The sequence below is a fragment of the Cupriavidus sp. FW306-01-F10A genome, from assembly GCF_058782785.1.
On record NZ_JBYSYA010000013.1, the window covers coordinates 163,503 to 189,691 of the forward strand.

The 26,189-nt window shown below is 67.9% G+C and carries 24 protein-coding genes and 2 pseudogenes; 15 read left to right on the plus strand and 11 right to left on the minus strand.

All coding sequences use genetic code 11. From position 1 onward, the window contains the following. Positions 1-69 precede the first annotated feature (69 nt). Positions 70-645 (minus strand): annotated as a pseudogene (locus AC3WLF_RS19695) (methyl-accepting chemotaxis protein); the annotation flags it as partial. 514 nt (positions 646-1,159) lie between these two features. On the opposite strand from AC3WLF_RS19695, the gene AC3WLF_RS19700 reads away from it, so the two are divergent. The 4 genes from AC3WLF_RS19700 to AC3WLF_RS19715 all read left to right on the plus strand — a co-directional run bounded on the left by AC3WLF_RS19700 (position 1,160) and on the right by AC3WLF_RS19715 (position 5,463). Continuing rightward, positions 1,160-2,362 carry a DUF4382 domain-containing protein gene (locus tag AC3WLF_RS19700; RefSeq protein WP_492353269.1) on the plus strand — a complete coding sequence of 401 codons (1,203 nt, stop codon included), beginning with the start codon at positions 1,160-1,162 and terminating at the stop codon, positions 2,360-2,362. Between the two features lie 141 nt (positions 2,363-2,503). Continuing rightward, on the plus strand, positions 2,504-3,409 hold the full coding sequence (locus tag AC3WLF_RS19705; protein ID WP_492357389.1) for a DUF72 domain-containing protein: 906 nt from the start codon (positions 2,504-2,506) through the stop codon (positions 3,407-3,409). 33 nt (positions 3,410-3,442) lie between these two features. Beyond that, a complete protein-coding gene (gene dbpA / locus AC3WLF_RS19710) occupies positions 3,443-4,852 on the plus strand; it encodes an ATP-dependent RNA helicase DbpA (protein ID WP_010811426.1) in 1,410 nt (469 codons plus the stop codon). A 170-nt stretch (positions 4,853-5,022) separates the two neighbouring features. After that, positions 5,023-5,463, plus strand: coding sequence for a CBS domain-containing protein (locus tag AC3WLF_RS19715; RefSeq protein WP_492321507.1), 441 nt, complete (start codon positions 5,023-5,025; stop codon positions 5,461-5,463). Between the two features lie 71 nt (positions 5,464-5,534). Here the strand turns inward: AC3WLF_RS19715 and AC3WLF_RS19720 are convergent, their stop codons facing one another. Beyond that, complete coding sequence (locus AC3WLF_RS19720) at positions 5,535-6,575, minus strand: Rieske 2Fe-2S domain-containing protein (protein WP_492321506.1); 1,041 nt, start codon at positions 6,573-6,575, stop codon at positions 5,535-5,537. Positions 6,576-6,822: 247 nt separating this feature from the next. Between AC3WLF_RS19720 and AC3WLF_RS19725 the strand changes: the two genes are divergently transcribed. Together AC3WLF_RS19725 and AC3WLF_RS19730 are read left to right on the plus strand one after the other, a co-directional pair. After that, entirely contained in the window at positions 6,823-8,388 is a 1,566-nt protein-coding gene (locus tag AC3WLF_RS19725; protein WP_492358687.1) for an MDR family MFS transporter, read from the plus strand. Between the two features lie 82 nt (positions 8,389-8,470). Then, positions 8,471-9,079: a glutathione peroxidase gene (locus tag AC3WLF_RS19730; protein WP_011614328.1), complete on the plus strand. Its 609-nt coding sequence runs from the start codon at positions 8,471-8,473 to the stop codon at positions 9,077-9,079. A gap of 26 nt (positions 9,080-9,105) precedes the next feature. Here the strand turns inward: AC3WLF_RS19730 and gstA are convergent, their stop codons facing one another. From gstA to AC3WLF_RS19755, 5 genes are all read right to left on the minus strand, one after another. Next, positions 9,106-9,732, minus strand: a complete 627-nt coding sequence (gene gstA / locus AC3WLF_RS19735) for a glutathione transferase GstA (RefSeq protein ID WP_492321504.1) — start codon at positions 9,730-9,732, stop codon at positions 9,106-9,108. 135 nt (positions 9,733-9,867) lie between these two features. Further along, complete coding sequence (locus AC3WLF_RS19740) at positions 9,868-10,605, minus strand: aspartate/glutamate racemase family protein (protein ID WP_492321503.1); 738 nt, start codon at positions 10,603-10,605, stop codon at positions 9,868-9,870. 31 nt (positions 10,606-10,636) lie between these two features. Next, a complete protein-coding gene (gene hydA, locus AC3WLF_RS19745; protein WP_492321502.1) occupies positions 10,637-12,058 on the minus strand; it encodes a dihydropyrimidinase in 1,422 nt (473 codons plus the stop codon). 4 nt (positions 12,059-12,062) lie between these two features. Further along, positions 12,063-12,791: a maleate cis-trans isomerase family protein gene (locus AC3WLF_RS19750; RefSeq protein WP_340528437.1), complete on the minus strand. Its 729-nt coding sequence runs from the start codon at positions 12,789-12,791 to the stop codon at positions 12,063-12,065. Positions 12,792-12,880: 89 nt separating this feature from the next. Continuing rightward, on the minus strand, positions 12,881-14,179 hold the full coding sequence (locus AC3WLF_RS19755; protein ID WP_492358688.1) for an MFS transporter: 1,299 nt from the start codon (positions 14,177-14,179) through the stop codon (positions 12,881-12,883). Positions 14,180-14,220: 41 nt separating this feature from the next. Here AC3WLF_RS19755 and AC3WLF_RS19760 point away from each other — a divergent pair, with 41 nt between their 5' ends. The 3 genes from AC3WLF_RS19760 to AC3WLF_RS19770 all read left to right on the plus strand — a co-directional run bounded on the left by AC3WLF_RS19760 (position 14,221) and on the right by AC3WLF_RS19770 (position 17,487). After that, positions 14,221-15,096, plus strand: coding sequence for a GntR family transcriptional regulator (locus AC3WLF_RS19760; RefSeq protein WP_492353274.1), 876 nt, complete (start codon positions 14,221-14,223; stop codon positions 15,094-15,096). A gap of 25 nt (positions 15,097-15,121) precedes the next feature. Beyond that, positions 15,122-15,970 (plus strand): fumarylacetoacetate hydrolase family protein, encoded by an 849-nt coding sequence (locus tag AC3WLF_RS19765; RefSeq protein WP_492321499.1) that lies wholly within the window; start codon positions 15,122-15,124, stop codon positions 15,968-15,970. A 269-nt stretch (positions 15,971-16,239) separates the two neighbouring features. Next, on the plus strand, positions 16,240-17,487 hold the full coding sequence (locus AC3WLF_RS19770; RefSeq protein ID WP_492321498.1) for a M20 aminoacylase family protein: 1,248 nt from the start codon (positions 16,240-16,242) through the stop codon (positions 17,485-17,487). A gap of 18 nt (positions 17,488-17,505) precedes the next feature. Here AC3WLF_RS19770 and AC3WLF_RS19775 read toward each other — a convergent pair whose 3' ends face one another. Continuing rightward, complete coding sequence (locus AC3WLF_RS19775; RefSeq protein WP_492358689.1) at positions 17,506-18,384, minus strand: AraC family transcriptional regulator; 879 nt, start codon at positions 18,382-18,384, stop codon at positions 17,506-17,508. 127 nt (positions 18,385-18,511) lie between these two features. On the opposite strand from AC3WLF_RS19775, the gene AC3WLF_RS19780 reads away from it, so the two are divergent. Beyond that, positions 18,512-19,747: an MFS transporter gene (locus AC3WLF_RS19780; RefSeq protein WP_492353418.1), complete on the plus strand. Its 1,236-nt coding sequence runs from the start codon at positions 18,512-18,514 to the stop codon at positions 19,745-19,747. 3 nt (positions 19,748-19,750) lie between these two features. On the opposite strand, the gene AC3WLF_RS19785 is transcribed toward AC3WLF_RS19780, so the two are convergent. Then, positions 19,751-20,302 carry a MarR family winged helix-turn-helix transcriptional regulator gene (locus AC3WLF_RS19785; protein ID WP_492321495.1) on the minus strand — a complete coding sequence of 184 codons (552 nt, stop codon included), beginning with the start codon at positions 20,300-20,302 and terminating at the stop codon, positions 19,751-19,753. A gap of 105 nt (positions 20,303-20,407) precedes the next feature. On the opposite strand from AC3WLF_RS19785, the gene AC3WLF_RS19790 reads away from it, so the two are divergent. From AC3WLF_RS19790 to AC3WLF_RS19800, 3 genes are all read left to right on the plus strand, one after another. Beyond that, positions 20,408-21,322, plus strand: coding sequence for an EamA family transporter (locus AC3WLF_RS19790; RefSeq protein WP_492321494.1), 915 nt, complete (start codon positions 20,408-20,410; stop codon positions 21,320-21,322). Positions 21,323-21,367: 45 nt separating this feature from the next. Then, a complete protein-coding gene (locus AC3WLF_RS19795) occupies positions 21,368-21,667 on the plus strand; it encodes a hypothetical protein (RefSeq protein ID WP_492321493.1) in 300 nt (99 codons plus the stop codon). Between the two features lie 105 nt (positions 21,668-21,772). Next, on the plus strand, positions 21,773-22,756 hold the full coding sequence (locus tag AC3WLF_RS19800) for a Bug family tripartite tricarboxylate transporter substrate binding protein (protein WP_492358690.1): 984 nt from the start codon (positions 21,773-21,775) through the stop codon (positions 22,754-22,756). Here AC3WLF_RS19800 and AC3WLF_RS19805 read toward each other — a convergent pair. Then, positions 22,753-23,433, minus strand: coding sequence for a response regulator transcription factor (locus AC3WLF_RS19805; protein ID WP_011614340.1), 681 nt, complete (start codon positions 23,431-23,433; stop codon positions 22,753-22,755). The genes AC3WLF_RS19800 and AC3WLF_RS19805 overlap by 4 nt on opposite strands. A 221-nt stretch (positions 23,434-23,654) precedes the next feature. Here AC3WLF_RS19805 and AC3WLF_RS19810 point away from each other — a divergent pair, with 221 nt between their 5' ends. Both AC3WLF_RS19810 and AC3WLF_RS19815 read left to right on the plus strand, forming a co-directional pair. Beyond that, complete coding sequence (locus tag AC3WLF_RS19810) at positions 23,655-24,392, plus strand: response regulator transcription factor (protein ID WP_492321491.1); 738 nt, start codon at positions 23,655-23,657, stop codon at positions 24,390-24,392. Next, positions 24,389-25,141, plus strand: coding sequence for a histidine kinase (locus AC3WLF_RS19815; protein WP_492321490.1), 753 nt, complete (start codon positions 24,389-24,391; stop codon positions 25,139-25,141). Before AC3WLF_RS19810 ends, AC3WLF_RS19815 begins: the two co-directional genes overlap by 4 nt. Before the next feature lie 27 nt (positions 25,142-25,168). Here AC3WLF_RS19815 and AC3WLF_RS19820 read toward each other — a convergent pair. Beyond that, positions 25,169-26,189 (minus strand): annotated as a pseudogene (locus AC3WLF_RS19820) (IS4 family transposase); the annotation flags it as partial.

Consider the following 26,189-nt stretch of genomic DNA (forward strand, 5'->3'; position numbering starts at 1 on the left):
CTCTGCGGAGTTTGGCGGGACCATTCTCCGCGGAATTTGCGGAGATTAGCTTTAAGGAGGGGGCCGGCCTCACCCCAACCTGAACTGCCCCACCGCCCCCGCCAGGCTTCCGGCCTGCGTCTGCAGCGCCGCGGCAGCAGCCGTGGATTGCTCAACCAGCGCCGCATTCTGCTGCACCATCTGATCCAGCTGGCTCACCGCCATATTCACCTCTTGAATGCCGCGGGTCTGTTCCATGGCTGCGTGAGTGATCTCGGAAATAATGCTGGTCACCCTGGAGACGTTGCTGACGATCTCGCTCATGGTGTGGCCGGCGCGGCGGACTTGGCCGGAGCCGGAACTGACGCTGCCCACGGTGGATTCGATCAGGGTCTTGATTTCCTTGGCTGCCTGCGCGCTGCGTTGCGCCAGGGCGCGCACTTCGCCCGCCACGACCGCGAAGCCGCGGCCCTGGTCGCCGGCGCGGGCGGCTTCCACCGCGGCATTGAGCGCCAGGATGTTGGTCTGGAAGGCGATGCCTTCGATCACGCCGATGATGTCGGAGACCCTGACCGAGGCGTTCTCGATCTGGCCCATGGTGGTGATGACTTCGCCGATCACGACGCCGCCGTCGGCGGCTACGCGCGAGGCAGCGGTGACGGATTCACAGTACCAGTGCGATTACCGATGCGATCAGCACTGAGCGCATGCCGGCGGTGGCCTCGGCCTTGTCCAGCGCGACAGGCAGGCGAAAGCCGGTCGAATGCGATCAGGTTGACGACACAACGCGCCAAGTTGGTGCAGGATAGTGCGCTTGCGCTTCCCGGGAATGCGCGCTGGCGGATCTGCATTCGTAACGCGAACACACGCAGGAGCGAGTGGAGCGGATTTCGGCGGGATCAAACGCCAGATCGAATGCATTGCAATACAAGCGGCGTTGCACTGCAGCAGTGATGTCGATGGGGGCGTTCATGACTATGACAGCTGCCGCAGCAGAACGCTTGCCGCAGCGCATCCGACGGCGGCTTGGGCAAGTTACGCCTGTCGTCAAGCGTTGCTGATCCGTCATGCAGACAAGCTAACGACTTTTTCACAACGTATTACAAAGATTTACAGCCGTTATGCGATCGGCAACATATCCTCCGATCAACTCACAAATAACCCAAACGGAGAGCCTACCGTGTCATTCCTTTCTTTGACTTCCGCGCCGCTGCGCGTGCTTGCCCTGAGCGGTGCCCTGGCGCTGGCCGCCTGCGGTGGTGGTGGCGGCGATGATGGCGGCGGGCAGGGCACGCTCAAGGTCTCGATGACCGATGCGCCGGCCTGTGGCTTCAACAATGTCTTCGTGACCGTCAACAAGGTGCGCGTGCATAGCAGCGCCAGCGCCGAGACGAGCGCCGGGGGCTGGGTCGATATCGACGTCGTGCCCGCGCGCAAGATCGATCTGCTGTCGCTGACCAACGGCGTGATGACGGTGCTGGGCCAGACCGCGCTGCCTGCCGGCAACTACCAGCAGGTGCGCCTGGTGCTCGATGCCAACCGTGGCAGCGGTGCCGGTGCGCTGGCCAATTCGGTAGTGCCCATCGGCGGCACTGAGCAGGCGCTGGATACGCCCAGCGCGGTGCAGTCGGGCATCAAGATCAACCGGCCGTTCACCGTGGCAAAGGATACGCTGACCGACCTGGTGCTGGACTTTGACGCGTGCAAGTCGGTGGTCACGCGCGGCAATGGCACTTTCGGCCTGAAGCCGGTGGTGACGGCGATCCCGACGACCGTCAGCGGTGAAGTGAACGGCGTGGTCAGCGGGGCACCGGGCGCGCGCGTCTATGCCGAGCGCAACGGCGTGGTGGTGAAGTCGACGGTGGCGGACGCCAACGGCAACTTCAAGCTGGTGCCGATCGAGCAGAGCAGCACGGCCGGCCCGGTTGACGTGGTGGTGGTGCCGGGTTCTGCCAATGCCAAGGCGGCGGGCATCGTGCGCGGCGTGCCGGTGGTGGTGGGCACGCCCACGGCGATCTCGACCGCGGCCGCACCGATGTCGCTGCCGGCGTCGACCTATCGCCGGGTTTCGGGTTCGGTCACGCCGGTTTCGGCGGAAGCGACCCTGCGCGCGCTGCAACTGGTCAATGGCGGCAATTTCGAGATTGCGGCCACGGCTGCCGCCAGCGATACCGGCGCCTACAGCATGTTTGCCACCGAACCGGCGCTGCCGGTGGCCGCTCCGGTGATCGGCACCTACCAGGCCGCGCTGCCGATTCCGCTGCAGCCGGATGGCGCTGCCGCGGGCAAGTACAGCGTGCAGGCCACCAGCGCCACGGGTGCGGTGCAGACCCAGCCGGCGGACGTGAGCGCTGCCGACGCCCTGGTGAATTTCTCGTTCTGATTCCGGGGGACCGGGACCGGAGCCGGAAGGGGGCCTGGCCCTCTTCCGGCTTTTTTTGTTGGCCAGGGGCGTGGTTGCGCCGCCACCGCCTGGCGCAGTTTCCCGCTAGACTGCCAGTCTCGCGTTTCGGGAGATCGCGCCATGGCAGCACGCACCGCGGCGAAGGCCGCATCCAGGACTGCAGCAACCTCAGAGGCCACACCCAAGGCCAGGCCACGCAAAGCCGCCACGTCCGCCGAGCCGGTGCGGGTTGGCATCGGCGGCTGGAATTTCGCCCCGTGGCGCGACAACTTCTATCCCGCCGGCCTGGCGCAGGCACGTGAGCTGGCCTACGCCAGCCGCCACCTCAGCGCGATCGAAATCAACAGCACTTACCACGGCACGCAGAAGCGCACCTCGTTCGCCAAATGGCGCGACGAGACGCCGGATGATTTTGTGTTCGCGGTGAAGGCCTCGCGCTTTGCCACCAACCGGCGCGTGCTGGCCGAGTCCGGCGAATCGATCGAACGCTTCATCGACAGCGGCATTGCCGAGCTTGGCCGCAAGCTGGGTCCGGTGGTGTGGCAGTTCGCGCCCACCAAGCAGTTCGATGCCGAGGACTTCGAGGCCTTCCTGCAGCTGCTGCCGGATTCGGTGGAAGGCGTGAAGCTGCGCCACGTGCTGGAGGTGCGGCACGACAGCTTCCAGTCGCCGGACTACCTCAAGCTCGCGCGCAAGTACAAGGCCGCCACCGTCTTTACCGATTCGCCCAAGTTTCCGTCGATGGCGGATCTCACGGCAGACTTTGTCTATGCACGGCTGATGGCCAGCAGCGCGAAGCTGAAGGCCGGCTACGCGCCCAGGGACCTGGATGCGTGGGCTGCACGGGTGCGCACGTGGGCGCAGGGCCACCAGCCGGACGACCTGCCGACGGTGGAAGACCGCAAGTCCGCCGCGCGCAAGCGCGAAGTCTTTGTCTTCTTTATCAACGGCGCCAAGGAACGCGCGCCGGCCGCGGCGCAGGCGCTGCTGGAGCGGCTGGACTGGGCGCCGCCGGCCGATGACTGACGGATCGACGTCCCTGGATCGCTATAATCGCGCATGAACTCGACCCCCGCCCAGCCGCAAGCCGGCACCGCTTTTTCCAACCTGCCGCTGTCGCCCACCATGCTCGCCACGCTGGCGCAGCTTGGCTATGACGAAATGACGCCGATCCAGGCGGCCAGCCTGCCGATCACATTGGCGGGCCAGGACCTGGTGGCGCAGGCCAAGACCGGCAGCGGCAAGACCGCCGCCTTCGGGCTGGCGCTGCTGCACCGGCTCGATCCGCGCCGCTTCGACGTGCAGGCGATGGTGCTGTGCCCCACGCGCGAGCTGGCCGACCAGGTCACGCAGGAAATCCGCCGCCTGGCGCGCGCCGAAGAGAACATCAAGGTGCTGACGCTGTGCGGCGGCTCGCCGATGCGGCCGCAGGTCGACAGCCTGATCCATGGCGCACATATCGTGGTGGGCACGCCCGGCCGCATCCTGGATCACATCGACCGCGGCAGCCTGGACCTGTCCGGCATCAACACGCTGGTGCTGGACGAGGCCGACCGCATGCTCGACATGGGCTTCTTCGACGACATCGCCTATGTGGCCAGCCGCTGCCCGAAGGACCGGCAGACGCTGCTGTTCTCGGCCACCTATCCGCCCGGCATCGACAAGCTCAGCCACCGTTTCCTGCGCAACCCGCAGTCGGTCAAGCTGGAGGCTACGCACGACAACACCACCATCCGCCAGCGCTTCTATGAGGTCGAGGAAGGCGAGCGCCTGAACACGGTGGGGCGCCTGCTGGATCACTTCCGCCCGGTCAGCACGCTGGCCTTCTGCAATACCAAGGCGCGCTGCCGCGAGCTGGTGGAGCTGCTGCGCGCGCAGGGCTACCAGGCGCTGGCGCTGCACGGCGAGCTGGAGCAGCGCGAGCGCGACCAGGTGCTGGTGCAGTTTGCCAACCGCAGCTGCTCGGTGCTGGTGGCCACCGACGTCGCCGCGCGCGGGCTGGATATCGCGCAGCTCGAGGCAGTGATCAATGTCGAGATCACGCCCGATCCTGAAGTCCACGTGCACCGCATCGGCCGCACCGGCCGCGCCGACCAGGAAGGCTGGGCCTTCAGCCTGGTCAGCATGGACGAGATGGGCCGCGTGGGCAACCTGGAACAGCACCACGGCGGCGAATTCGAATGGCAGCCGCTGGCCGACCTGAGGCCCGCCAGCAATGAACGCCTGCTGCCGCCGATGGTGACCTTGCAGATGCTGGGCGGCCGCAAGGAGAAGATCCGCCCCGGCGACATCCTGGGGGCGCTCACCGGCGAGGCGGGCTTCACCAAGGAGCAGATCGGCAAGATCAATGTGCTGGAGATGTCTACCTATATCGCGGTGGAGCGCAGCATCGGGCGCGAGGCGGTGAAGCGGCTCAATGCCGGCAAGGTCAAGGGCAAGAAGGTGAAGGTGCGGATGCTGACGGAGTGAGGTCAGGACTGCCTTGACCCACGCCTGCCATGAGCGCGTCACAACATTGCTTACAAAGATTCGCGTAAGTCACCCTGTAACGGCGCGCGTTACTTTGCTACTCTGATGCCATTGGCACCTAAGCAGGCACCGCCAGCCGCATTGCATTGTCGACGGAAAAGGAGTTGGTGATGAAAACCGCACGCCAGGTTCTGGAGTCCAAGCCGAGTCAGGCCATTTACAGCATCCCGCCCACGGCGACCGTCTACGCCGCGCTGCAACTGATGGCGGAGAAAGGCATCGGCGCGCTGCTGGTGATCGAGCATGGCGAGATCCTGGGGATCCTGAGCGAGCGCGACTATGCGCGCAAGGTGATCCTGATGTCGCGCACCTCGCGCGAGACGCTGGTTCGCGACATCATGACCAATGCAGTGATCTACGTCGGCGCCAGCCAGACCACCGACGAATGCATGGCATTGATGACCCGGCACCGGCTGCGCCACCTGCCAGTGATGGAAGGCGACGAGCTGATCGGCATGCTGTCGATCGGCGACCTGGTCAAGGACATCATCTCCGAGCAGCAGTTCATCATCGAGCAGCTGGAGCATTACATCACCGGGGGCGGGCGCTAGGCCTGTCGTGTTCGGGGGCTGGTCGCATTGCATGCGCCCGCCCCGTCCACTCTCCCGCGCGCGCCCGCCGGCTAGCCCAGCGTGCCGAACCTCACCCCATGCGCCGCCAGGTAGCGGCGGTACGCGCCTGCCAGCTTGTCCGCCGGCTGGGGCACCTCCACCCCGGTGCGCAACGGCAGGCGGCGCGGCTGCTGCGATTCCACGATCGGCTTGTCCTGCAGGAAGATGGTGTCCTGGAATTCGCGCAGGCTGGCGTCGTCATCGTCCGTCACCAGTGACATCACGAACCACACGCGGCTCGATTCCTCGTCCCGCGGGCCGATAAACAGCGCGATGGCGCCGCGATGGTTGTCGCCGAGGTCGGGCACCTTGGTCAGGATCGCGGCGTAGGGCGCAACCACGCGGTATTCATACTCGACCATGGCTCCGCCGGCGGCGCTGGCGTGCGCGCGCGGCTGCCAGGCGCGGCAGCCGATGGTGCGCAGCGCGTCGGGCTTGCGCGCATCGCCGATGGCTTTCACTTCATAGGGCGGCACTTCGGTGTGCGCCGGGTCACCCAGGTAGCCGTCATGGACATAGCCGAAGTGCGCCATGTCGAGGAAGTTCTCCACCAACCGTGGCGCCGAGGTGGCAACGTCGTAGGGGCCGCAGACCACGTGGCGGCATTCGGCGTCGTGGTACTCGGGGAAGGACGGCAGTTCGGGCACGGCCTCGGTGCCGTCGCCGCCAAGGCGTACCCATAACAGCCCGTAGCCCTCGCGCACCGCGTGCGTGGTGGCGCAGGCGCGCGGCGCGGGCACCAGTTCCGGGTGGGCGGGATAGCGCGTGCAGCGGCCGCCCGAGGCAAAGCGCCAGCCGTGATAGCCGCAATGCAGCAGGCCATCGCGCACGGCGCCCAGCGTGAAAGCGGCGCCGCGGTGCGGGCAGCGATCGTTCCAGGCGTGCCAGCCGTCGACATTGCGCCACAGCACCAGCGCGCGGCCAAAGAGCCGGGCGGCAAAAGGGCCGTCGCCATCGGCCTGTTCGATGGCCAGCACGGGGTGCCACTGGCCCAGTTCGGGCCCGGCCGCATCGGCGGCCTGACCTGCTTCGTGTCGTGGGGTCTCGGTCATGACGAAATCTTACCTTCGTAGTGGCGATGTGATCTTGCATCGACCATCGTGCCTGATCCTTGCCACGCAAGTGACGTGCCAGATATCTGGGTCACGAGCGCGATATTTGCTGGCCGCATATAATTATGCGTTCGCTGAATTAGGTCACCCGCGACGGCGTCACGCCCCCTATTGCGCGGTTCCCGGCCGATATTCCCTGCATTTGACGTAGCTTTCACCGCACATCGCTGCGGTTTCGTGCCTGCCCATGTCTTCACCCACTTCTGCCGCATCCGCCCGGGACACCACGCCGGCCCTGCCCGCCCACGACCATCGCGCCGTGATGCGGGTGATCGGCGGCATCGTGCTGTGCATCCTGCTGGCCGCGCTCGACCAGACCGTGGTGATCCCGGCGGTGCCGGCGATCGCCAATGACCTGAACGGCTTCAGCCACCTGTCATGGATCGTGACGGCGTACCTGATCGTGTCGACGGTGACCACGCCGCTGTACGGCAAGCTGTCGGACAGCTTTGGCCGGCGGCGCCTGCTGATGGTGGCGATCACGCTGTTTATCGGCGCCTCGGTGGCATGCGCGCTGGCGCAGACGCTGGGTCAGCTGATCCTGTTCCGCGCGCTGCAGGGCGTGGGCGGCGGCGGGCTGATGTCGCTGGCGCAGGCAGCCATTGCCGATGTGGTGGCGCCGCGCCAGCGCGGGCGCTACCAGGGCTACCTGGCCACGGTGTGGGCGGTGGCGTCGATCGCCGGGCCGCTGGTGGGCGGCTGGGTCTCTGACCATATGTCGTGGCGCTGGCTGTTCTGGGTCAACGTGCCGCTGGGCCTGCTGGCGATGTTCATGTGCTACCGCGGTCTGGCCATGCTGCCGCCGCGTGGCGGGCGTGCGCGGGTGGACTGGCTGGGGGCGCTGCTGCTGGCGGTGGCCATCGTCGCCTTCCTGCTGGCGATGAGCTGGGGCGGCGACGTCTACGACTGGCTCTCGCCAGAGCTGGGTGCCCTGCTCCTGGCCGCGGTGGCCGCCGTGGTCCTGCTGACCTGGCAGGAGCGCCGCGCCGCGGATCCGATGCTGCCGCCGCGCCTGTTTGCCAACCGTGCCTATGTGATGGGCGTGGCCGCCTCGGCGCTGGCCGCGCTCGACATCTTCCTGTGCATCTTCGCCCTGCCCCTGCACTTCCAGCTGGTGCGCGGCGCCGATGCATCGACCTCCGGCCTGCTGGTGATGCCGTTCCTGCTGGCCACCGTGGCGGGCAACTTTATCGTGGCGTGGCTGGCGCCGCGCGTGGGCCGCATGCGCGGCATCCTGACCGCCGGCTATATCGCCGGCGCGCTGGGGCTGATCGCACTGGCGCTGGTGACGCCGGCGGTGCCGCTGGCGGTGGTGCTGGCGGCGATGACGCTGGCCGGCGTGGGCCTGGGCATGACCATGGTGGCCACGCTGATGAGCGTGCAGAACGCGCTGGAGCGCCGCGACACCGGCGCCGGCACGGGCGCGCTGCTGGTGCTGCGCTCGCTCGGCAGCGCGCTGGGCGGGGCGCTCGCCGGCACGCTGCTGACGCTGGAATTCCGCCATGCGCTGGCGGCCTCGGGGGTCACGCAGGCGCTGGACCTCGGTGCGCTGCGCCACGGCAGCGAGGCCTTTGCGCAGCTGTCGCCGTCCGTGCGCGCGGTGCTGGCAGGCGGCGTGGAGTCGGGCTTCCACCTGATCTTTGCCGCGGGCGCGGCGGCGGCGGTGCTGGCGCTGCTGATCGTGCGCCGCATGCCGGACCTGGAGCTGCGCGGCTGCGTCACCGAACACGCGGCCACGCTGGCGATGGACTGACCGGCGCGGCATCCGTCAGGCCGCCATCGGCGTAAACTACGCGTACCCGATACAGCAAGCCGACCACCGGAGCCCCGTCGCCATGATCCGTCGTCCCCTGCTTTCCAGCCTGGCTGCCGCCCTGACCCTGGCGGCGGCCAGCACCGCCCTGCTGCCGGCGCCCGTGCGCGCCGCCGACAAGCCCGCCGCGGCGCCTGCCGCGGGCGCCTGCCCCGCCTCGCTCAACTTCACCTTCCCGCGGCTGCAGGACGATGTGCCGCAGAACCTGTGCCAGTACGCCGGCAAGGTGGTGCTGGTGGTCAATACCGCCAGCTATTGCGGCTTCACGCCGCAGTACGAGGGGCTGGAGGCGCTGTACGCCAAGTACGGCGCGCGCGGGCTGGTGGTGCTGGGCTTCCCGTCCAATGACTTTTCACAGGAGCCCGGCTCGCAGAAAGAGATCGCGGACTTCTGCTACAACACCTACGGCGTCAAGTTCCCGATGCTCGGCAAGTCGCATGTGCGCGGCAGCGATGCCAACCCGATGTACGCGCTGCTGGCAAAGCAAACCGGCACCACGCCCAAGTGGAATTTCTACAAGTACCTGATCGGCCGCGACGGCCAGGTGGTGGCCAGCTACGGCAGCCGCACCAGGCCGGACGACAAGGAACTGGTGGCGAAGATCGAATCGCTGCTCGGCGCGCAGCGCTGAGCGAGCGATTCCGCGCACGGCCGGGTTCAGTCGCGCACCAGCCCTTCGGCCCGCATCGCTTCCTGCACCGCCGGCCGCGCCGCAACGCGCGACAGGTACTGCTGCAGCGCCGGGTAGTCGTTGAGCGGCAGCTTCAGGATGCGGGCCCAGCCGACGATGGTGAAGCAGTAAGCATCCGCCACCGTGAACGTGTCGCCCATCAGGTAATGGCGGGTTTGCAGGTGCTGGTCGAGTTCGGCAAAGCGCCGGTGCAGCCTGGCCTTGCACTCGTCCTGCGTGCTCTGCGCGGTTTCCTTGTGCCACAGCCACGGGCTGAAGACCTTGTGCAGTTCCGTAGAGACCAGCGTGATCCAGCCGGTGGCTTCCAGCCGCTCGCGCGTGCCGGCGGCGGGCAGCAGCGCGCGTTCGGGCACCAGGTCTGCGATGTATTGCAGCAGCGATGCCGCCTCGGTATGGCGCGAGCCGTCGTCGAGCTGCAGCAGCGGCACGTAGCCGCGCGGGTTGATGGTGTAGTAGTCGTCGGTGCCGTTTTCAGGCACGGCCAGCTTGTGGCGGAGCAGGTCGACCTTGGCCAGCGTGACCGGCAGGCCGGCTTCGCGCAGGGCGATATGGACGGCCATCGAGCAGACGCCCGGAGTGTAGTAGAGCTTCATTGCGATCCTGTGGTGGTTGCCTGGCCGCCACGCCATGCGGCGGCCGTGCAGGCAGTCTAGGATCGCCCCCCCTTATGCAGCAATGCGCGTCCTTGCGGACGCGCATTGCAGATTTGCACAGGACTAAGTTTGCGCTCAGTCGAGCAGCTTCGCCAGCGCCGGCGGCAGGCCGGCATTGGGCTTGCGCGGCGGCCGCGCGAAGCTGCCCTGCGTGGCGCTGCCGGCGCGCAGGGCCACCAGCGATTCGCAATGCCGCACCGCGCTCGACACGCCATCCACCACCGGCACCGGAATGCGCCCTTCCAGCGAGCGCGCCAGTCCCGCCAGCGGCGCGCCGGCGACGATGATCACGTCGGCGCCGTCCTGCTCGATGGCTTGCAGGGCAAGTTGTTCCAGCCGCGCGGCATGGTCTTCCTGCACGCTGCCGATATCGCGCAGGGGTTCCTGCAGCGAGCGCACGCTGGCCAGCCGCGACGACAGGCCGTTGGCCGCCACGCATTCGCGGTACCACGCCTGGATGCGGTGCGAGATCGCGATGATGGAGAAGCGCTGCCCCAGCAGGCACGCGCTGGCCAGCGCGGCTTCGGTCATGCCGACGACGGGGACGTCGAACAGCTCTTTCAGCCCGGCCAGGCCGGGGTCGCCGAAAGCGGCGACCACCAGGCCGTCGAACTGGCCGGCGTGTTCCGCGGCGGCGCAGGCCGTGGCATAGCCGCCGACCAGCGCCTCGAAGCGGGTTTCGATATAGGCCACGCCGAAGGCCGCGGTGGCCATCTGCAGCGTGGTGGTGGCGGCGGCGGTGCGCCGCGCTTCCGCCTCGATCAGCGCCGTGACGGATTCGCTGATATTGGGATTGACGATCAGGAGTTTCATGGTCGGGATGGGTTGGCTGCGGGCGTGGCGATCAGCCCAGCATCGGCGCGCCCGCCGGCAGGAACTGCCCGCGTCCGGCCTGGGGTTCCTGGTACTGGCCATCGCGCACCAGCATCTCGCCGCGCGAGAAGCAATGCACCGGCCAGCCGGTCACTTCGATGCCTTCGTACGGCGTGTAGTCCACCGCGTGGTGCAGCGCGCTGTTGCGGATCTGCACGCGCTTGTTCGGGTCCCACAGCACGATGTCCGCATCCGCGCCGATGGCGATGGTGCCCTTGCGCGGATACAGGCCATACAGCCGTGCCGGCCGCCACGAGGTCAGTTCGACAAACTGGTGCAGCGACAGCTTGCCGCGCGCCACGCCATCGAACAGCAGCGGCAGGCGCGTCTCGATGCCCGGCACGCCGTTGGGGATGTGCTCGAACGAAGGCCGCTCGCCGCCCGGCTGCTTGCCTTGCGGGTCGTCATAGCGGAACGGCGCATGGTCTGACGAGAACACGCTGAACACGCCATTGGTCAGCGCGCGCCATACCGCGGCCTGGTTCTCGGGGTCGCGCGGCGGCGGGCTGCACACGCACTTGGCGCCTTCGTAGCCGTCGTCGCCGGGCAAGGCCATGTCGTCGGCGGTCAGGTACAGGTACTGCGGGCAGGTCTCGGCCAGGATCTGCAGCCCCCTGCCCTGTGCCCAGCGGATCTGCTCGATCGCTTCCTTGCCCGAGACATGCACGATCAGGATCGGCACGTCGACCAGTTCGGCAAAGGTGATGGCGCGGTGCGTGGCCTCGCGCTCCACCGCGGCGGGCCGTGCCAGGCCGTGGAAGCGCGGTGCGATGCGCCCTTCCCCGACCAGCTTGTCGGTCAGCCACGAGATGCAGTCGGCGTTCTCGGCATGCACCATCACCAGCGCGCCGTTCTGCTTGGCGACATCCAGCACCGACAGCATTTCGCGGTCGGACAGCTTCAGGTCGTCATAGGTCATGTAGACCTTGAACGAGCTGTAGCCCTTGCGGATCAGCGCCGGCAGTTCATCGGCCAGCACCGCCGGCGTGGGATCGGCCACGATCAGGTGGAAGGCGTAGTCGATCACCGCGCGGCCTTCCGCGCGGCGATGGTAGTCCGCCACGGCAGCCTTGAGCGAAGCGCCCTTCTCCTGCGCGGCAAACGGGATCACGGTGGTGGTGCCGCCGCACACCGCGGCGCGCGTGCCGGTGAAGAAGTCGTCGGCCATGCGCAGGCCGTCGGGCATGGGCTGGTCGAGGTGGCAATGGCCATCGACGCCGCCGGGCAGCGCCAGCAGGCCATCGGCATCGATCTCGCGCGCGCCTTGCGGCAGCGCGTGGCCGAGCGCGACGATCTGCCCGTTGCGCACGCCGATATCGCAGCGGAAGCGGTCGGAGGCAGTGACCACGTCCGCGCGCCGGATCACCAGGTCAAGGCTGTCGTGAGCGGACATCGGCTTACTCCACTTCGCGGAACAGGCGGCCCCAGCCGCGCAGCTCACGCGTGTCCACGCCGCACAGGCGCAGCGACTTCCACACCACGGTGGAGATGGTGTCGTACAGCGGAATGCCGGTTTCGGCTTCAAGTTCTTCGGCCAGGTGCGCGGCGCGCAGGTTGGTGCAGAAGGTGGTGATGGCCTGCGGCTGGTGCTGGGCCAGGCCGCGCACCATCTCGCGGATGGTGTCTTCCTCGACCTCGGCGAAGCTGTAGTTCACATGCAGGTCCAGGTGGCTTTCGGCCACGCAGTGAAAGCCGCTGCGCTCGTAGTTGGCGATGATGCGCTGCTGCACGTCGTCCAGGTACGGCGTGGCCAGGCCGAAGTTGCGCGCGCCGGTCTTTTCCAGGATCTCGTTGAGCGCCAGCACCGAGGTGGTGGCCGGGATGCCGGTGGCTTCGGTGATCTGCTGGCACAGCGCTTCATCCTTGTCGAAGCCGAGCCAGCCGGAAGACGTGCCGTTCCAGGCGATGACATCGACGCGGGCATCGGCCAGCAGGCTGGCGGCGGCCAGGATCTTGTCCAGGTTGAACTGGCCCAGGGCCTGGTCGCGCAGCGAGATCTCGGTCACGGTGAAGCGCGAGAAATGCGCGCTGACGTTGGGCAGGCCGGCAACCATCGCGCTGGTGATGGGTTCGAGCGCAGTATTGGAAGACGGCGTCAGCATGCCGAGGCGGATTTGCTTGGTCATTTTGCTTTTTGTCTCAGGAGTGGTTGCGAGGGCCGGGACATTGCCGGCCCTTTCGCGGGTTTTTCGGAGCTCGGTGATCCGACGGGTCTTCAGACCGGGATCTTAGTCTCGTAGTCGATGGCGGTGGAAGCCAGCAGCAGGCCGACGCCAGCCGCGGCGAAGAACATCAGCGCCAGGAAGTACGAGCCGGTGAACTGCACGATCATGCCGACGATGATGGGCACCGTGATGCCGCCGATATTGCCGCCCAGGTTCATCACGCCGCCCAGGAAACCGATCTTGTTGCGGGTGCCGAGCATCGACGGAACGCACCAGAACAGGCCGCACCAGCGCAGGAAGAACAGCGTCGACGACAGCAGCACGACCACCACGACCGGGTCGGTGACGTAGGCCACCGAGAAGATCGAGACCGTGGCCACCACCGCGGCGATGCCGAACAGCGTGCGCATCACCACATTAGGCCGGCCGCCGGCTTCCTTCCACTTGTCGGCGATCCAGCCGCCGATCAGTTCGCCGACGAAGCCGCTGAAGAAGATGATGAAGCTGGCACCGCCCATCTGTTTGATGTCGAAGCCGTGCACCTTGTTCAGGTAGTTGGGCATCCAGGTCAGCAGGCCGTAGAACACGGTGTTGAAGCACATCCAGCCGATCGCCATGCACCACACCGAGCGGTACTTGAAGAAGTCCAGCGAACGGCCCGACAGGTTGGCCGGCTCGGCGCGGTGTTCATTGGCCTGGGCCTCCTCGATGTAGCGGGCTTCCAGTTCGTTCACGCCGCGGTGCTCGCGCGGGGAGTTGCGCACGTAGTACCAGGCCAGCACGCCGGCCAGCACGGTGCCGACCCCGGCAACGATAAAGGCCAGGCGCCACGAACCCAGCGTGGCGATCAGCCACGTGATGATGATGGCGCCGAGCGCCGCGCCCAGCGGCGCGCCGCCGTCAAGCAGGGTGGCGCCGCGGCCGCGTTCGTTCTGGGTCATCCAGATCGCGTTGAGCTTGCCGCCGGCCGGGTAGATCGGCGCTTCGGCCGCGCCCAGGCCGAGCCGGGTCAGCAGCAGCGCGGTGGCGTTGGTGGTGAAGGCTGCCACGGCCTGGGCAATGCCCCAGAACACGGTGGCGCAGGCGATCACGATGCGCGGCTTGTACTTGTCGGCCAGCATGCCGCCCGGCACCTGCATCAGCGCATAGGTCCAGAAGAACGAGCTGAGGATCAGGCCCTGCATGGTGGGGCTGAGGTCGAACTCCTTGGCGATCAGCGGCATCGCCACTGACAGTGAGGCGCGATCGATGTAGTTGATCGCGATGAGGAACAGCATCATCAAAAAAATCTTCCAGCGAACGGAGGTCTTGGCCTCCGTGACCACTGTCGCCCGGCTTGTCGTCTGCATGACGGCGTCTCCTGTTTTAGTCCTTGGGTGAGGCAGTTCTGTTGGCGTTTTGCGCAACAGGCCGGAGTATAGGATACGTAATCTGTAATTACAACGCGTGTAAGTCATTGATTTTGCGATGTTGTGCATGCACAATTTTGGTATGTGGTAGCCTTGTCGTGGTGCATTTCCCCATTCTGGTGACGTCTGTGACACAAACGCTTTCCCAAACCACGCGCCTGCGCACGCTCGGCATGTCGGCCGAAATCGCCGCCCGGCTGCGCACCATGATCGAAGAGGGCGAACTGCCGCCCGGCGCGCGGATCGATGAACGGGCCTTCTGCGAGACCTTCGATGTCTCCAAGACGCCGCTGCGCGAGGCGCTGAAGGTGCTGGTGTCCGAGGGGCTGGTGCTGCACCGGCAATACATCGGCTACCGCGTGGCGCCGCTGGACCTGGAGGAGCTGCGCGCCACCTTCGAGACCCTGCACGGGCTCGAGGCGCTGGCGGGCGAACTGGCCGCGCAGCGCCTGGGCGCGGCCGCCATGGCCAAGCTGGAGCGGCGCCACCAGGCCATGATCGATGCGCATGCGGCGGGCCGGCGCACCGACTATTTCCGCATCAACCAGGAAATCCACCAGCTGATCATCGACGGCGCCGCCAATCCGGTGCTGGCCGGCGTCTATGCCACGCTGATGAGCAAGGTGCATCGCGCGCGCGGTGCAGCCAATGCCGATACCATCCGCTGGCAGGAGTCGCATGAGGAACACGAGGCCATCATGGCCGCGCTGCGCGAGCCCGGCCGGCCGCGCCTGGCGCAGGTGCTGCGCGCCCACTCCGAGAACACCGCCAGGGAAGTCCTGAGCGTGGTGGCGCAGACCCTGGCCGAGGCCGGCGCAACCGGCGCAATCGGCGCCACCCTCAAGAAGTCCGCCTGAACAACCCCTGAAAACAACGACGACGATGAAACTGGTTCGAGTAGGCAACCCCGGCGCCGAGCGCCCGGGCATGATCGATGCGCAAGGCCGCGTGCGCGACCTGTCCGGCGTGGTGGCCGATATCGGCGCGGCGCAGCTGGCGCCGGCGGCGCTGGCGCGGCTGGCGCAGGTGGACCCCGCGTCGCTCCCGGTGATCGACGGCGCGCGCTTTGGCGTGCCCTGGAGCGGCGTCGGCAAGATCGTGGCGATCGGCCTGAACTATGCCGACCACGCCGCCGAGGCCGGCATGCCGCTGCCGGCCGAGCCAATCGTGTTCCTGAAGGCCAACAGCTCGCTGAATGGTCCCAACGACGCGGTGATGCTGCCGCTCGGCTCGGAAAAGACCGACTGGGAAGTGGAGCTGGGCGTGGTCATCGGCAGCACCGCGCGCAATGTCTCGCGCGAAGCGGCGCTGAACCATGTGGCCGGCTACTGCGTGGTCAATGACGTGTCCGAGCGCGAGTTCCAGATCGAGCGCGGCGGCACCTGGGACAAGGGCAAGGGCTGCGACACCTTCTGCCCGGCCGGCCCCTGGCTGGTGACGCGCGACGAAGTGCAGGACCCGCAGGCGCTGGGCCTGTGGCTGGAGGTCAACGGCGAGCGCGTGCAGATGGGCAGCACCGCCACCATGGTCTTCGACGTGGCCACCGTGGTCAGCTACGTCAGCCGCTTCATGACGCTGCTGCCGGGCGACCTGATCGCGACCGGCACGCCGCCGGGCGTGGGCATGGGCTTCAAGCCGCCGCGCTTCCTGAAGGCCGGCGACACCATGCGCCTGGGCGTGGACGGGCTGGGCGAGCAGACGCAGCGGGTAGTGCCCTACGGCCAACACTGAGGGCAGGGCAGTGACATCGCGTCACCCTTCGGGGTGACGCATGCCGGCAGCGCTGCCGCGGGCAAATACGTGGTCCACAATGGTTCCCCATCGATACGCTTTTACACAAAGCGTTTGGTTTCCATACAAAGCGTACGATTAGGGCAACAGTTCCGGTGCTGAAACGGGCCGGATTACATGGTTTTACAGGAAATCGCACGCTTGGCGTTTCGCTCGCGTTTTCTGCGTGAAATACTGCTTATACAGGTTTCGCCAGAGAGCAAAACACCATGTCTGAGCACGCCCCCGAAATCGAGTCCTATCTCGGCACCACCCTCACGGCGTCCCCCACGTCACCACTCAAGCACCGGTACTGCGCGCTGGCCGACACCCTGGACAGCCGCGCCGAACTCGAAGTCATCCGGCGCAATATCCACCAGCATCCCGAACTCGCCTTCGACGAGGTCCGCACTTCGGGCCTGGTCGCCAGCCTGCTGGAGACGTGGGGCTATACGGTCACGCGCGGCGTCGGCGGCACCGGGGTGGTCGGCACCCTGCGCTGCGGCGACAGCGGGCACAGCGTGGGCATCCGCGCCGACATGGACGCCTTGCCGATCCACGAACGCACCGCACTGCCGTACGCCAGCGTCAATGCCGGCCGCATGCACGCCTGCGGCCACGACGGCCATACCGCGATCCTGCTCGGCGCGGCAAAGCAGCTGGCGCGCACGCGCAACTTTGACGGCACCGTGCACCTGATCTTCCAGCCGGCCGAGGAAATCGGCGCGGGCGGCGGCGCCGAGCGCATGCTGGCCGACGGGCTGTTCGAGCGCTTTCCCTGCGATGCGATCTTCGGGCTGCACAACCATCCGGGCGTGGAGCAGGGCACCTTCCTGTTCCGCTCGGGCCCCTTCATGGCGGCATGCGACACGGTCACCATCACCATCCGCGGCAAGGGCGGCCACGCCGCGCGTCCGCACCAGTCGGTCGACCCGATCCTGGTCGCCGGCAGCCTGGTGATGGCGCTGCAGTCGGTGGTGGCGCGCTATGTCGACCCGAACGAGACCGCGGTGGTGACGATCGGCACGCTGCACGCCGGCCACGCGCCCAATGTGATCCCGGACAACGCGCGCATGGAGATCAGCGTGCGCTCGTTCAACCCCGAGGTGCGCGCATCGGTGGAGAACCGCATCCGCCAGCTGGCCACGTCGCACGCCGAGGGCTACGGCGCGGTGGCCGAGGTCGACTATGTGCGCGGCTACCCGGTGCTGGTCAACAGCGAGCGCGAGACCGAGTTCGCGCGCCAGGTGGCCGAGGAGCTGGTCGGCGCCGGCAAGGTGGTGGACCAGGCCGCGCGCATCGCCGGCAGCGAGGACTTTGCCTACTTCCTGCAGCAGCGCCCGGGCTGCTTCGTGCGGCTGGGCAACGGCGCCAACCAGCCGCTGCTGCACAACGCCGGCTACGACTTCAACGACGACAACCTGACCGTCGGCGCGGCCTACTGGACGCGGCTGGTGGAGCGCTACCTGGGGTGCTGACCAGCCTGGCGCCCCCGCTCAGCGGAAGAACGCGCTTGGCGGCACGCCGAACTGCCGCCTGAACATGGTCGCAAACGCGCTCGGGCTGTCATAGCCCAGGTCCAGCGCCACATCCACCACCTTGCTGCCGGCGGCCAGCTTCTCCAGCGCCGCCAGCAGGCGCGCCTGCTGGCGCCATTGCCCGAAGGTCATCCCGGTTTCGCGCGCAAAGCGGCGCTGGATGGTCTTGGGGTCCAGCCCCAGCCGTGAGCCCCAGTCCGCCAGCGTCAGCGCCGTGTCGGGCGCACCGGTGATGACATCGCAGATCTGCCGCAGGCTGTCATCGGCCGGGCGCGGCAGGTGCAGCGGCAGCGACGGCACCAGCATCACTTCATCGAGCAGCAGCCGCATCAGCCGCGCGTCGCGCGTGTCGGGAGCGTAGGGCAGGGGGATGTCGATCGCCGCCAGGATCAGCTCGCGCAGCAGCGCGGAGATGCCCAGCACGGTGCAGCGCTGCGGCAGGTCGGGCGCGGCATCGGGGCGGATATAGGCGGTGCGCATCTGCACCCGGCCGACCATGCGGATCCAGTGCGTGGTGCCGCCCGGCATCCACATGCCGCGCGTGGGCGGCACGATCCACTGGCCTTCGGCGGTGGCCACCACCATCACGCCGTGCACGGCGTGGATCAGCTGCGCGTGCGGATGCTGGTGCGGGTTGGTCACGTGGCCGGGCAGGTAGTCGGCGGCCATGGCGGTGACGGGCAGGGGGCTGCGGTCGAAGCGGACGTAGGGCGGGGGATCGGCGTAGGTGTCGCCCAACGCCAGCGTCTCGGGCGTGGGGGCAGGGGGCACATGCTGATCGCGGGGGCGGCGGCGGGCCGCGCCTGAAGCAGAAAGGGGGCGAGGGGCGCGCGGCATGTCCTTTTCTCCAAGGTCGGGGACCTATTCTCGCAGGACAGGCGCAGGGGCGCCAGCTAGCATCGGTGCTCAGTTCCTTCCAGGCCGGCGCCCCCGCTGGCCGCTTTCCGTCTGTCGAGAGCCGCCAATGAGCACAACCATCGACTCCGCGCCTGCTGGCGCGACACCGTCCGCGACATCCCCCCAGGCCGAACGCACCGGTTTCCGCGTGCTGTCGGCGATCAGCTTCGCCCACTTCCTCAACGACATGATCCAGTCGTTGATCCTGGCGATCTATCCGATGCTCAAGGGGGGCTTCAACCTGAGCTTCACCCAGATCGGCCTGCTGACCATGACCTACCAGGTCACGGCATCGCTGCTGCAGCCGGTGGTGGGCCTGTACACCGACAAGCATCCCAAGCCGCATTCGCTGGCCATCGCCATGGCGTTCACGCTGGCGGGCTTGCTGCTGCTGTCGGTGGCGCCGAGCTACGGCGTGCTGCTGGTGGCCGCGGCGCTGGTCGGTACCGGCTCATCGATCTTCCATCCGGAATCATCGCGCGTGGCGCGCATGGCCTCCGGCGGCCAGCACGGGCTGGCGCAGTCGATCTTCCAGGTGGGCGGCAACGGCGGCAGCGCCATGGGGCCGCTGCTGGCCGCGCTGATCGTGCACCAGCAGGCCAGCCTGGCGTGGTTCTCGCTGGCGGCGCTGGTGGGCATCGTGGTGCTGTGGCGCATCGGCGGCTGGTATGCGCGCCAGCTGGCGCAGGGCGCGCGCAAGCACAAGGCCGCCGGCGCGGTGGCCAGCCCGGTGCCCACGCGCCTGGTGGTGCGCGCCATGGTGGTGCTGATGGTGCTGGTGTTCTCCAAGTACTTCTACATGGCCAGCCTGACCTCCTACTACACCTTCTACCTGATGGAGCGCTTCGGGCTGGCGCGCCAGGACGCGCAGCTGCACCTGTTCATGTTCCTGGCCGCGGTGGCGGCGGGCACCATCCTGGGCGGCCCGATCGGCGACCGCATCGGCCGCAAGCGCGTGATCTGGGCGTCGATCCTGGGCGTGGCGCCGTTCACGCTGGCGCTGCCGCACGTGGGCCTGTTCTGGACCACGGTGCTGACCTTCATCATCGGCTTTATCCTGGCCTCGGCGTTCTCGGCGATCCTGGTGTTCGCGCAGGAGCTGATTCCCGGCAAGGTGGGCATGGTGTCGGGCCTGTTCTTCGGCTTTGCCTTCGGCATGGGCGGCATCGGCGCCGCGGTGCTGGGCGGCATGGCCGATACGCACGGCATCCGCGCGGTGTACGAATACTGCGCCTACCTGCCGCTGCTGGGCCTGCTGACGGTCTTCCTGCCCGACCTGCGCGAGCGTCCGCAACGGGCCTGACGCTCAGGCCGGTTCATTGCCTTCGCCGCCACCGCCCGGTGGCGGCTCGAACATGCGCAGCCAGCGGCGCAGCAGCGCAGCCAGCTGCGCGCGCTCCGTCGCGGTCAGGTCCGCCAGCAGGCGGTGCTCGTTGGCCACGTGCAGTTCCAGCGCGCGGTCGACGCGCTCGCGCCCGGCTTCGGTCAGTTCCACCAGCAGCCCGCGCCGGTCTTCCGGATTGGGCTGGCGCCGCACCAGCCCGGCCCGCTCCAGGTGGTCGAGCCGGTTGGTCATGGTGCCCGAAGTAATCATCAGCGACCCGATCAGCGCGCCCGGCGACAGCGCATACGGCGGCCCCGCGCGCCGCAGCGTCGCCAGCACATCGAATTCCCACGGCTGCAGGCCGGTTTCCCCAAGCGCGGCTTCAATGGCCCGGCTGGTATGGCGGTTGAGCCGACCCAGCCGGCCGATCACGCCCATCGGCGAGGCATCCAGGTCCGGGCGCTCTCGCGCCCATTGGGCGAGAATGCCGTCGACGTGGTCAGGTGTTTCTTCGGGTTTGCGGCGGGCAGTCATCGAGGAGCAGTGTGCGGATACGCGGGTGGCAGGAATACCGAAGTATCTTGACATCAAACAATCGGCTTCGTAAAGTCTATTTATCTTGACATCAAGAATATCGACATGAAGGCGAATGGATCTTCCTCCCTGGCCGCGTCCGGCGGCGTGACCCTTAGGGACATCCTGCTGACCGGGCTGGCCCCGGCGATCTGGGGCAGCACCTACCTGGTCACCAGCCAGTGGCTGCCGCCGGGGCAGCCGTTGCTCTCGGGCGTGATCCGGGCGCTGCCGGCCGGGCTGGCGATGCTTGCCTTCGGCCGGCAACTGCCGCGCGGCAGCTGGTGGTGGCGCGCGGCGGTGCTGGGCGTGCTCAATATCGGCTTCTTCCAGGCCATGCTGTTTATCGCCGCGTACCGGCTGCCGGGCGGCGTGGCGGCCACGGTCGGCGCGATCCAGCCGCTGATCGTGGTGGTGCTGGCGTGGGCCTGGCTGGGCGCGCGCCCGCGGCCAGCCGCCTGGATGGCGGGCGTGGGCGGGCTGCTGGGCGTGGCGCTGCTGGTGCTGGGCCCGGCCGCGCGGCTCGATGCCATCGGCGTGGCGGCGGCAGCGGCCGGGGCGGTATCGATGGCGGTGGGCACGGTGCTGACGCGGCACTGGCGCCCGCCGGTCTCGCCGCTGGTGCTGACGGCATGGCAGCTGTGCGCGGGCGGGCTGTTCCTGCTGCCGTTCGCACTGGTGCTGGAACCGCTGCCCGGGCATTTCACGCTGGCCAACTGGCTTGGCTATGCGTGGCTGAGCATTGTCGGGGCCGGCTTCAGCTATGCGCTGTGGTTCCGCGGTGTCGGGCGCATGCCGTCGTCCGCGGTGGCGGCGCTTGGGCTGCTCAGCCCGGTCAGCGCCACCGTGCTCGGCTTCCTGGTGCTGGGCCAGGCATTGACGGCGATGCAGGCTGCCGGCGCGCTGCTGGTGCTGGGCAGCGTGTGGCTGGGCCAGCGCGCGGCGACGCCGGCCGCGGTGACGCGCACGCAGCCGGCCTGATCCGATTGCGTCAGCGGCTGCTGCCGGGCGGCGTTTTGCGGCATCATGGCGGGCATGAAGTCTGCCGTGCCCCCGTCCCCGCCACCCATCCAACCCGCGTCGGCACCGTCTGCCACGCCCGCCTGCGAGCGCTGCCTGGCACTCGCCGCCGACCCGCGCCGGCGCGAGCCGCCGTCCTGCCTGGCGCTGCGCTGCACGGTGCCGCTGGTGAGCCAGAGCGCCGCCGGCGTGCCGTTCAGCATGCTTTCCTTTGCCTGCCGCGACTGCGGCACGGTATGGCGCCTGTATGACCGGGCCAACGAACTCTTTGTCTCGTGGGTGCCGGAACGCCCGCTGGTGCGCTGAGCGCGCACGTCCCGATCGGCTAAGATAGCGGCTGCTCCGCGCCAGGCCGGCAAACCGCTGCCGTGCCCGGCGCCCTCCTGTCGAAATCTCTCCCGCATTTCCATCATGGCCTTCCCCTTCCGCTCATCCCTGCTGGCCGCCCTGTGCGTGACCAGCGGTGCTGCCGCACTGCCTGCCGCCGCTGCCGACGCCTATCCCAGCCGTCCGATCCGCCTGATCGTCGCCTACCCGACCGGCGGCATCAGCGACACCGTGGCGCGCGCGCTCGGCGAGCGGCTGTCGGCGCAGATGGGCACCTCGGTGGTGGTCGAGAACAAGGCCGGCGCGGGCGGCAGCATCGGCATCGATGCGGTCGCCAAGGCTGCGCCGGACGGCTATACGCTGGGCTTCGCCGCGACCAGCCCGCTGACGCTCAACCCGCATGTCGGCCGCGTCAACTACGACCCGCAGAAGGACGTGGCGCCGGTGATGAGCGTGATGTACTCGCCGGTGCTGGTGGTGGCCACCGCCGGCTTCAGCGGCAAGGGCTTTGCCGACGTGGTCGGCCAGGCCAGCGCCAAACCGGGCTCGGTGCGCTGGGCAACATCGGGCCTGGGCACGGTCGGCCACGTGATGCTGGAACAGATCAGGCAGAAGTCGAAGGCCGACATCACGCTGATCCCGTACAAGGGCGCGGGCCAGCAGATGAATGACGCGCTCGGCGGCCAGTTCGAGGTGATGAGCACCAACGCCAGCCCGGTGCTGACCCAGCATATGCAGGCCGGCCGCCTGCGCGCGCTGGCGGTGGGTGCGCCCAGGCGCCTGGAGAGCCTGCCCTCGGTGCCGACGCTGGCCGAGCTGGGCTACCCCAAGGCCAACCTGAGCTCGACCTTCGGCATCTTCGCGCCGGGCAAGACGCCCGCGGCCATCATCAACCGCCTGAACGCCGAACTGAACAAGGCGCTGGCCGAGCCGGAGGTCCATGAGCGCCTGCTCAAGGGCGGCGAGGTGCCGACCGGCGGCACGCCGGCGCAGTTTGCCAAGGCCATTCGCGAAGAGTCGGCGGAGAACGCCCGCATCGTCAAGGACGCGGGCATCAAGGCCGATTAAGCCGCATCGAGGCGGCTGCCCAGCCCGTACACCGAAGACAGCCGCACACCGTTGTGCGGCCACAGCGCCAGCTTGGTGCGCACGCGCGACAGGTGGCTGTCCACCGTGCGCGAGGCCGGGTCCATGTGGTAGCGCCAGACCTGGTCGACCATGGCCTGGCGCAGCACCAGCGAGCCCAGGTTGCGGAACAGCAGCACCGCCAGGTCGAATTCCTTGGGGGCCAGCAGCACCGGCTTGCCCTGGACCCACACGCGCCGCTCCGCGGTGGCAAAGCGGAACACGCCGTGCTCCAGGTCGCATTCATCGACCGCCGGCCTGGCGCGGCGCAACAGCGCCAGCACGCGCGCGGCCAGCTCGGCCGTGCGCAGCGGCTTGGGCACGTAGCTGTCGGCGCCTTGCGCAAAGCAGGCCGCGACGAAGGCTTCTTCGTTGGAGGTGCCGGTCAGCATCACCGGCATCTCGTTGCCGAGCGTGCGGCGCACCCATGCCAGCACTTCCAGGGCCGGGATCCCCGGCGTATCGCAATCGAGCATCAGCAGATCGAACGACCTGCCGCGCAGCGCGCCGATCATGGTGCGCCCGCTGAGATAGCGCGTGCACTGATGCCCGTTCAGGCGCAGGGTCTGTTCGATGCTGACGGCGAGGGTCGGGTCCGCCTGCAGCGCGGCGATGTTCACGAGAGTGGCTCCTGCGCGGGCGCATCGGAATGCGCCGATGGATGGACAGAGCTTGGCACTGCGGGCCCGCTCGGCACGCAGCGAAGCCCATGGTAGGAGCGGCCTGCTGAGGCGAGAAGTAAAAGATTGTTGAAAATCGAGATTGAGGTCTTTCCTATTCGTGCCGAAGGCAATGCGGTCTTAAATGTCCCGCTAGTGTCCTGTTCCGTCGGAGACAACACATGGGAAAGAAGATGGCATCGCGCATTGCATCGCTTGAAGACGCGCCCGCGGATGCGGCGCTGATCCGGCAGGTCATTACCGGCGCGGGACATGACTGCGTGACCTTCGCTGAAAGCCGGCGCCTGCTGCTGGCGCTGCGCGACGCTGGCTTCGACCTGCTGCTGCTGGACTGGCAGATGCCGGACCTGTCCGGGCGCGAGGTACTGGCCTGGGTGCGTACCCACCTCGACCGCCGCATCCCGGTGATGTTCCTGACCTGCCGCGAGGCCGAGCTCGACATCGTCAATGCCCTGGCGGCGGGCGCTGACGACTACATGGTCAAGCCGGTGCGCCCGGCCGAGCTGGCCGCGCGCATCGACTGCCTGCTGCGGCGCGCGAATCCCGCGCAGCTGGCGCCGCTCGCGCCGTTGCGGCTGGGCGGGTACGCCTTTGACTGCGCCCTGCGCAAGGTCACCTGCAACGGCGATCCGGTCGGCCTGACGCCGAAAGAGTTCGACCTGGCGGTGCTGCTGTTCCGCAACGAGGGGCGCATCGTCACGCGCGACCACATCACCGCCGCGGTCTGGGGCCGCGAGATCTCGCCGCTGTCGCGCACCATCGATACCCATGTCTCGCGCGTGCGCAGCAAGCTTGGGCTGCAGGCAGGGCACGGCTTGCGCCTGACCCCGGTCTACACGCATGGCTACCGGCTGGAGCGTACCGATCGCCCGGAGCGCACCGAACGGGCTGCCGCATGAAAGCGTCCCGGCTGCACCAGGCGGGGCTCGCCGTGGCACTGTGGCTCGGCGGCCGCTGGCTGGCGCGGTGCCTGCGCGGCCGGCCGGTCGGGCAGCGGCGCGCTGATGTGCGCAACCCCGCCGCCGTGCACGACATGCTGCTGCACGTGCTTGGCCACGACCTGCGCGCCCCCAATGCCTCGCTGCTGGCCTGGCTGGAACTGCGCCGCACGCGGGACCAGGCCGACGCCGCGCTGCTGGCGCAGGTCGGCAGCCATGCGCGCCGTTCGCTGCGCCAGATCGATGACCTGAACCGGCTGCTGCGCGAAACCCGCCACGCCTATCGCATGCGCCGTATCGCCATGGAATCTCTGCTGGATGAAGCGCTGGACCGCGTCTGGACCCTGGCCAGCGAGGCCGGCGTCCGGCTTGAACGGCCGGCCGGCCGCCTGCCGCGCCTTGGCGGGGACCAGGCGATGCTGGCGCAAACGCTGGAATGGCTGCTGACCAGCGCCATTGAGGCCGCCGCGCGGGGGACTGCGCTGCGGGTCACGTGCCGTGGCCATGCCGGCGGCCTGGCGCTGTGGCTGGCGTTCGATCCCGCCGACGACGACCGCGCCGCGCGGCTGGCGCAGCCCGGGGCGGCGCTCCTGTGCGCACAGCGCGTGGTGGCGCGCCATGGCGGCGTGCTGGTGCCGCTGCAGCCAATGGGCGAAGCCGCCTCGCAGGCGGGCTGGTACCTGTGGCTGCGGCGCCGGCCGCGCCCATGAAAAAAGCACCCGAAGGTGTAATGCCGTTCAGTTAAGGTCCTTCTTCAGGTACCGAACGGTGTAGCGAGAAGGTCGCGACTTAACGACCCGTGCGCATGAGCGTGCGGGTCATTTTTCATTTGGGAGCGCCTTCAGGCGCTCGCGCAAGCGCTGTAGCAGTGCAGGCAGTTTGCCGTGTGATCGCGTTGCGGCAGCCCACATTAGTTCGTACTGAATGGTATGGAAGGCACGCACGAAGCTGATGTCGGTCGGGGCGATCTTCGCTTCGAGCGCCGCTTTGGCCATTTCCAGCCGAATCGTGTTGTAGGCAATCAGTGCGCCCCAGATTTCCTGATAGACCCCATCTACCGTCTGGCTGCGCAAGGTCAACTCCATCCCCAGCATGGATTGCTTGAGCTCTCGGTAGCTCGTCTCGATCTGCCAGCGGCGCGTGTAGCACGCGACAATATCGGCTGGCTTGAAACGTCGGCGATCCCGTAGGGAAGTCAGCAAAACGCGCTCGCGCCCGCGCGAGTCGATCGTTCGGATGGCGCGCGCCTCCCAGAACTCGGGCAGTTCCGGACACTTCGCCCGCGCTTGGGGTGACACGCGCATGCGCACCGTAGCATCGTCAGGCTTGCCCTCGACGACATCCCAGCGGGTGTTCGTCTTGGCTGGAATCACGAAGTGCCGATTGTGGCCGCCGATGGTGAGTCCACACAGGATCTCGGCGGCCAGAAAGCCCTTGTCGAAGACAGTAATCGAATCGTCAGGGATGCGCGGTACAAGTTGCTTGGCATACACCACCTCATTGGTGTCGTAGCGGCCAAACTCGACATCGCGGATCAGATGGGTCGGAATGGCGGTCAGCGTGACAGCACGCACCTGCGGATAGCTCGCCAGCTTGCCGCTCGGATAGACCTGGGCCCCGAAGTGCCCGCGATTGGCGGGGCTGTCGGCGGTACGAAGGATCGTCCCGTCCATGGCCAGCAGATTCAGTCCTTTGAACACATAGCTGGGCGCATCCTGCTGGCTCCAGGCATTCGCAGACTGGTGAAACAGCCAGGCC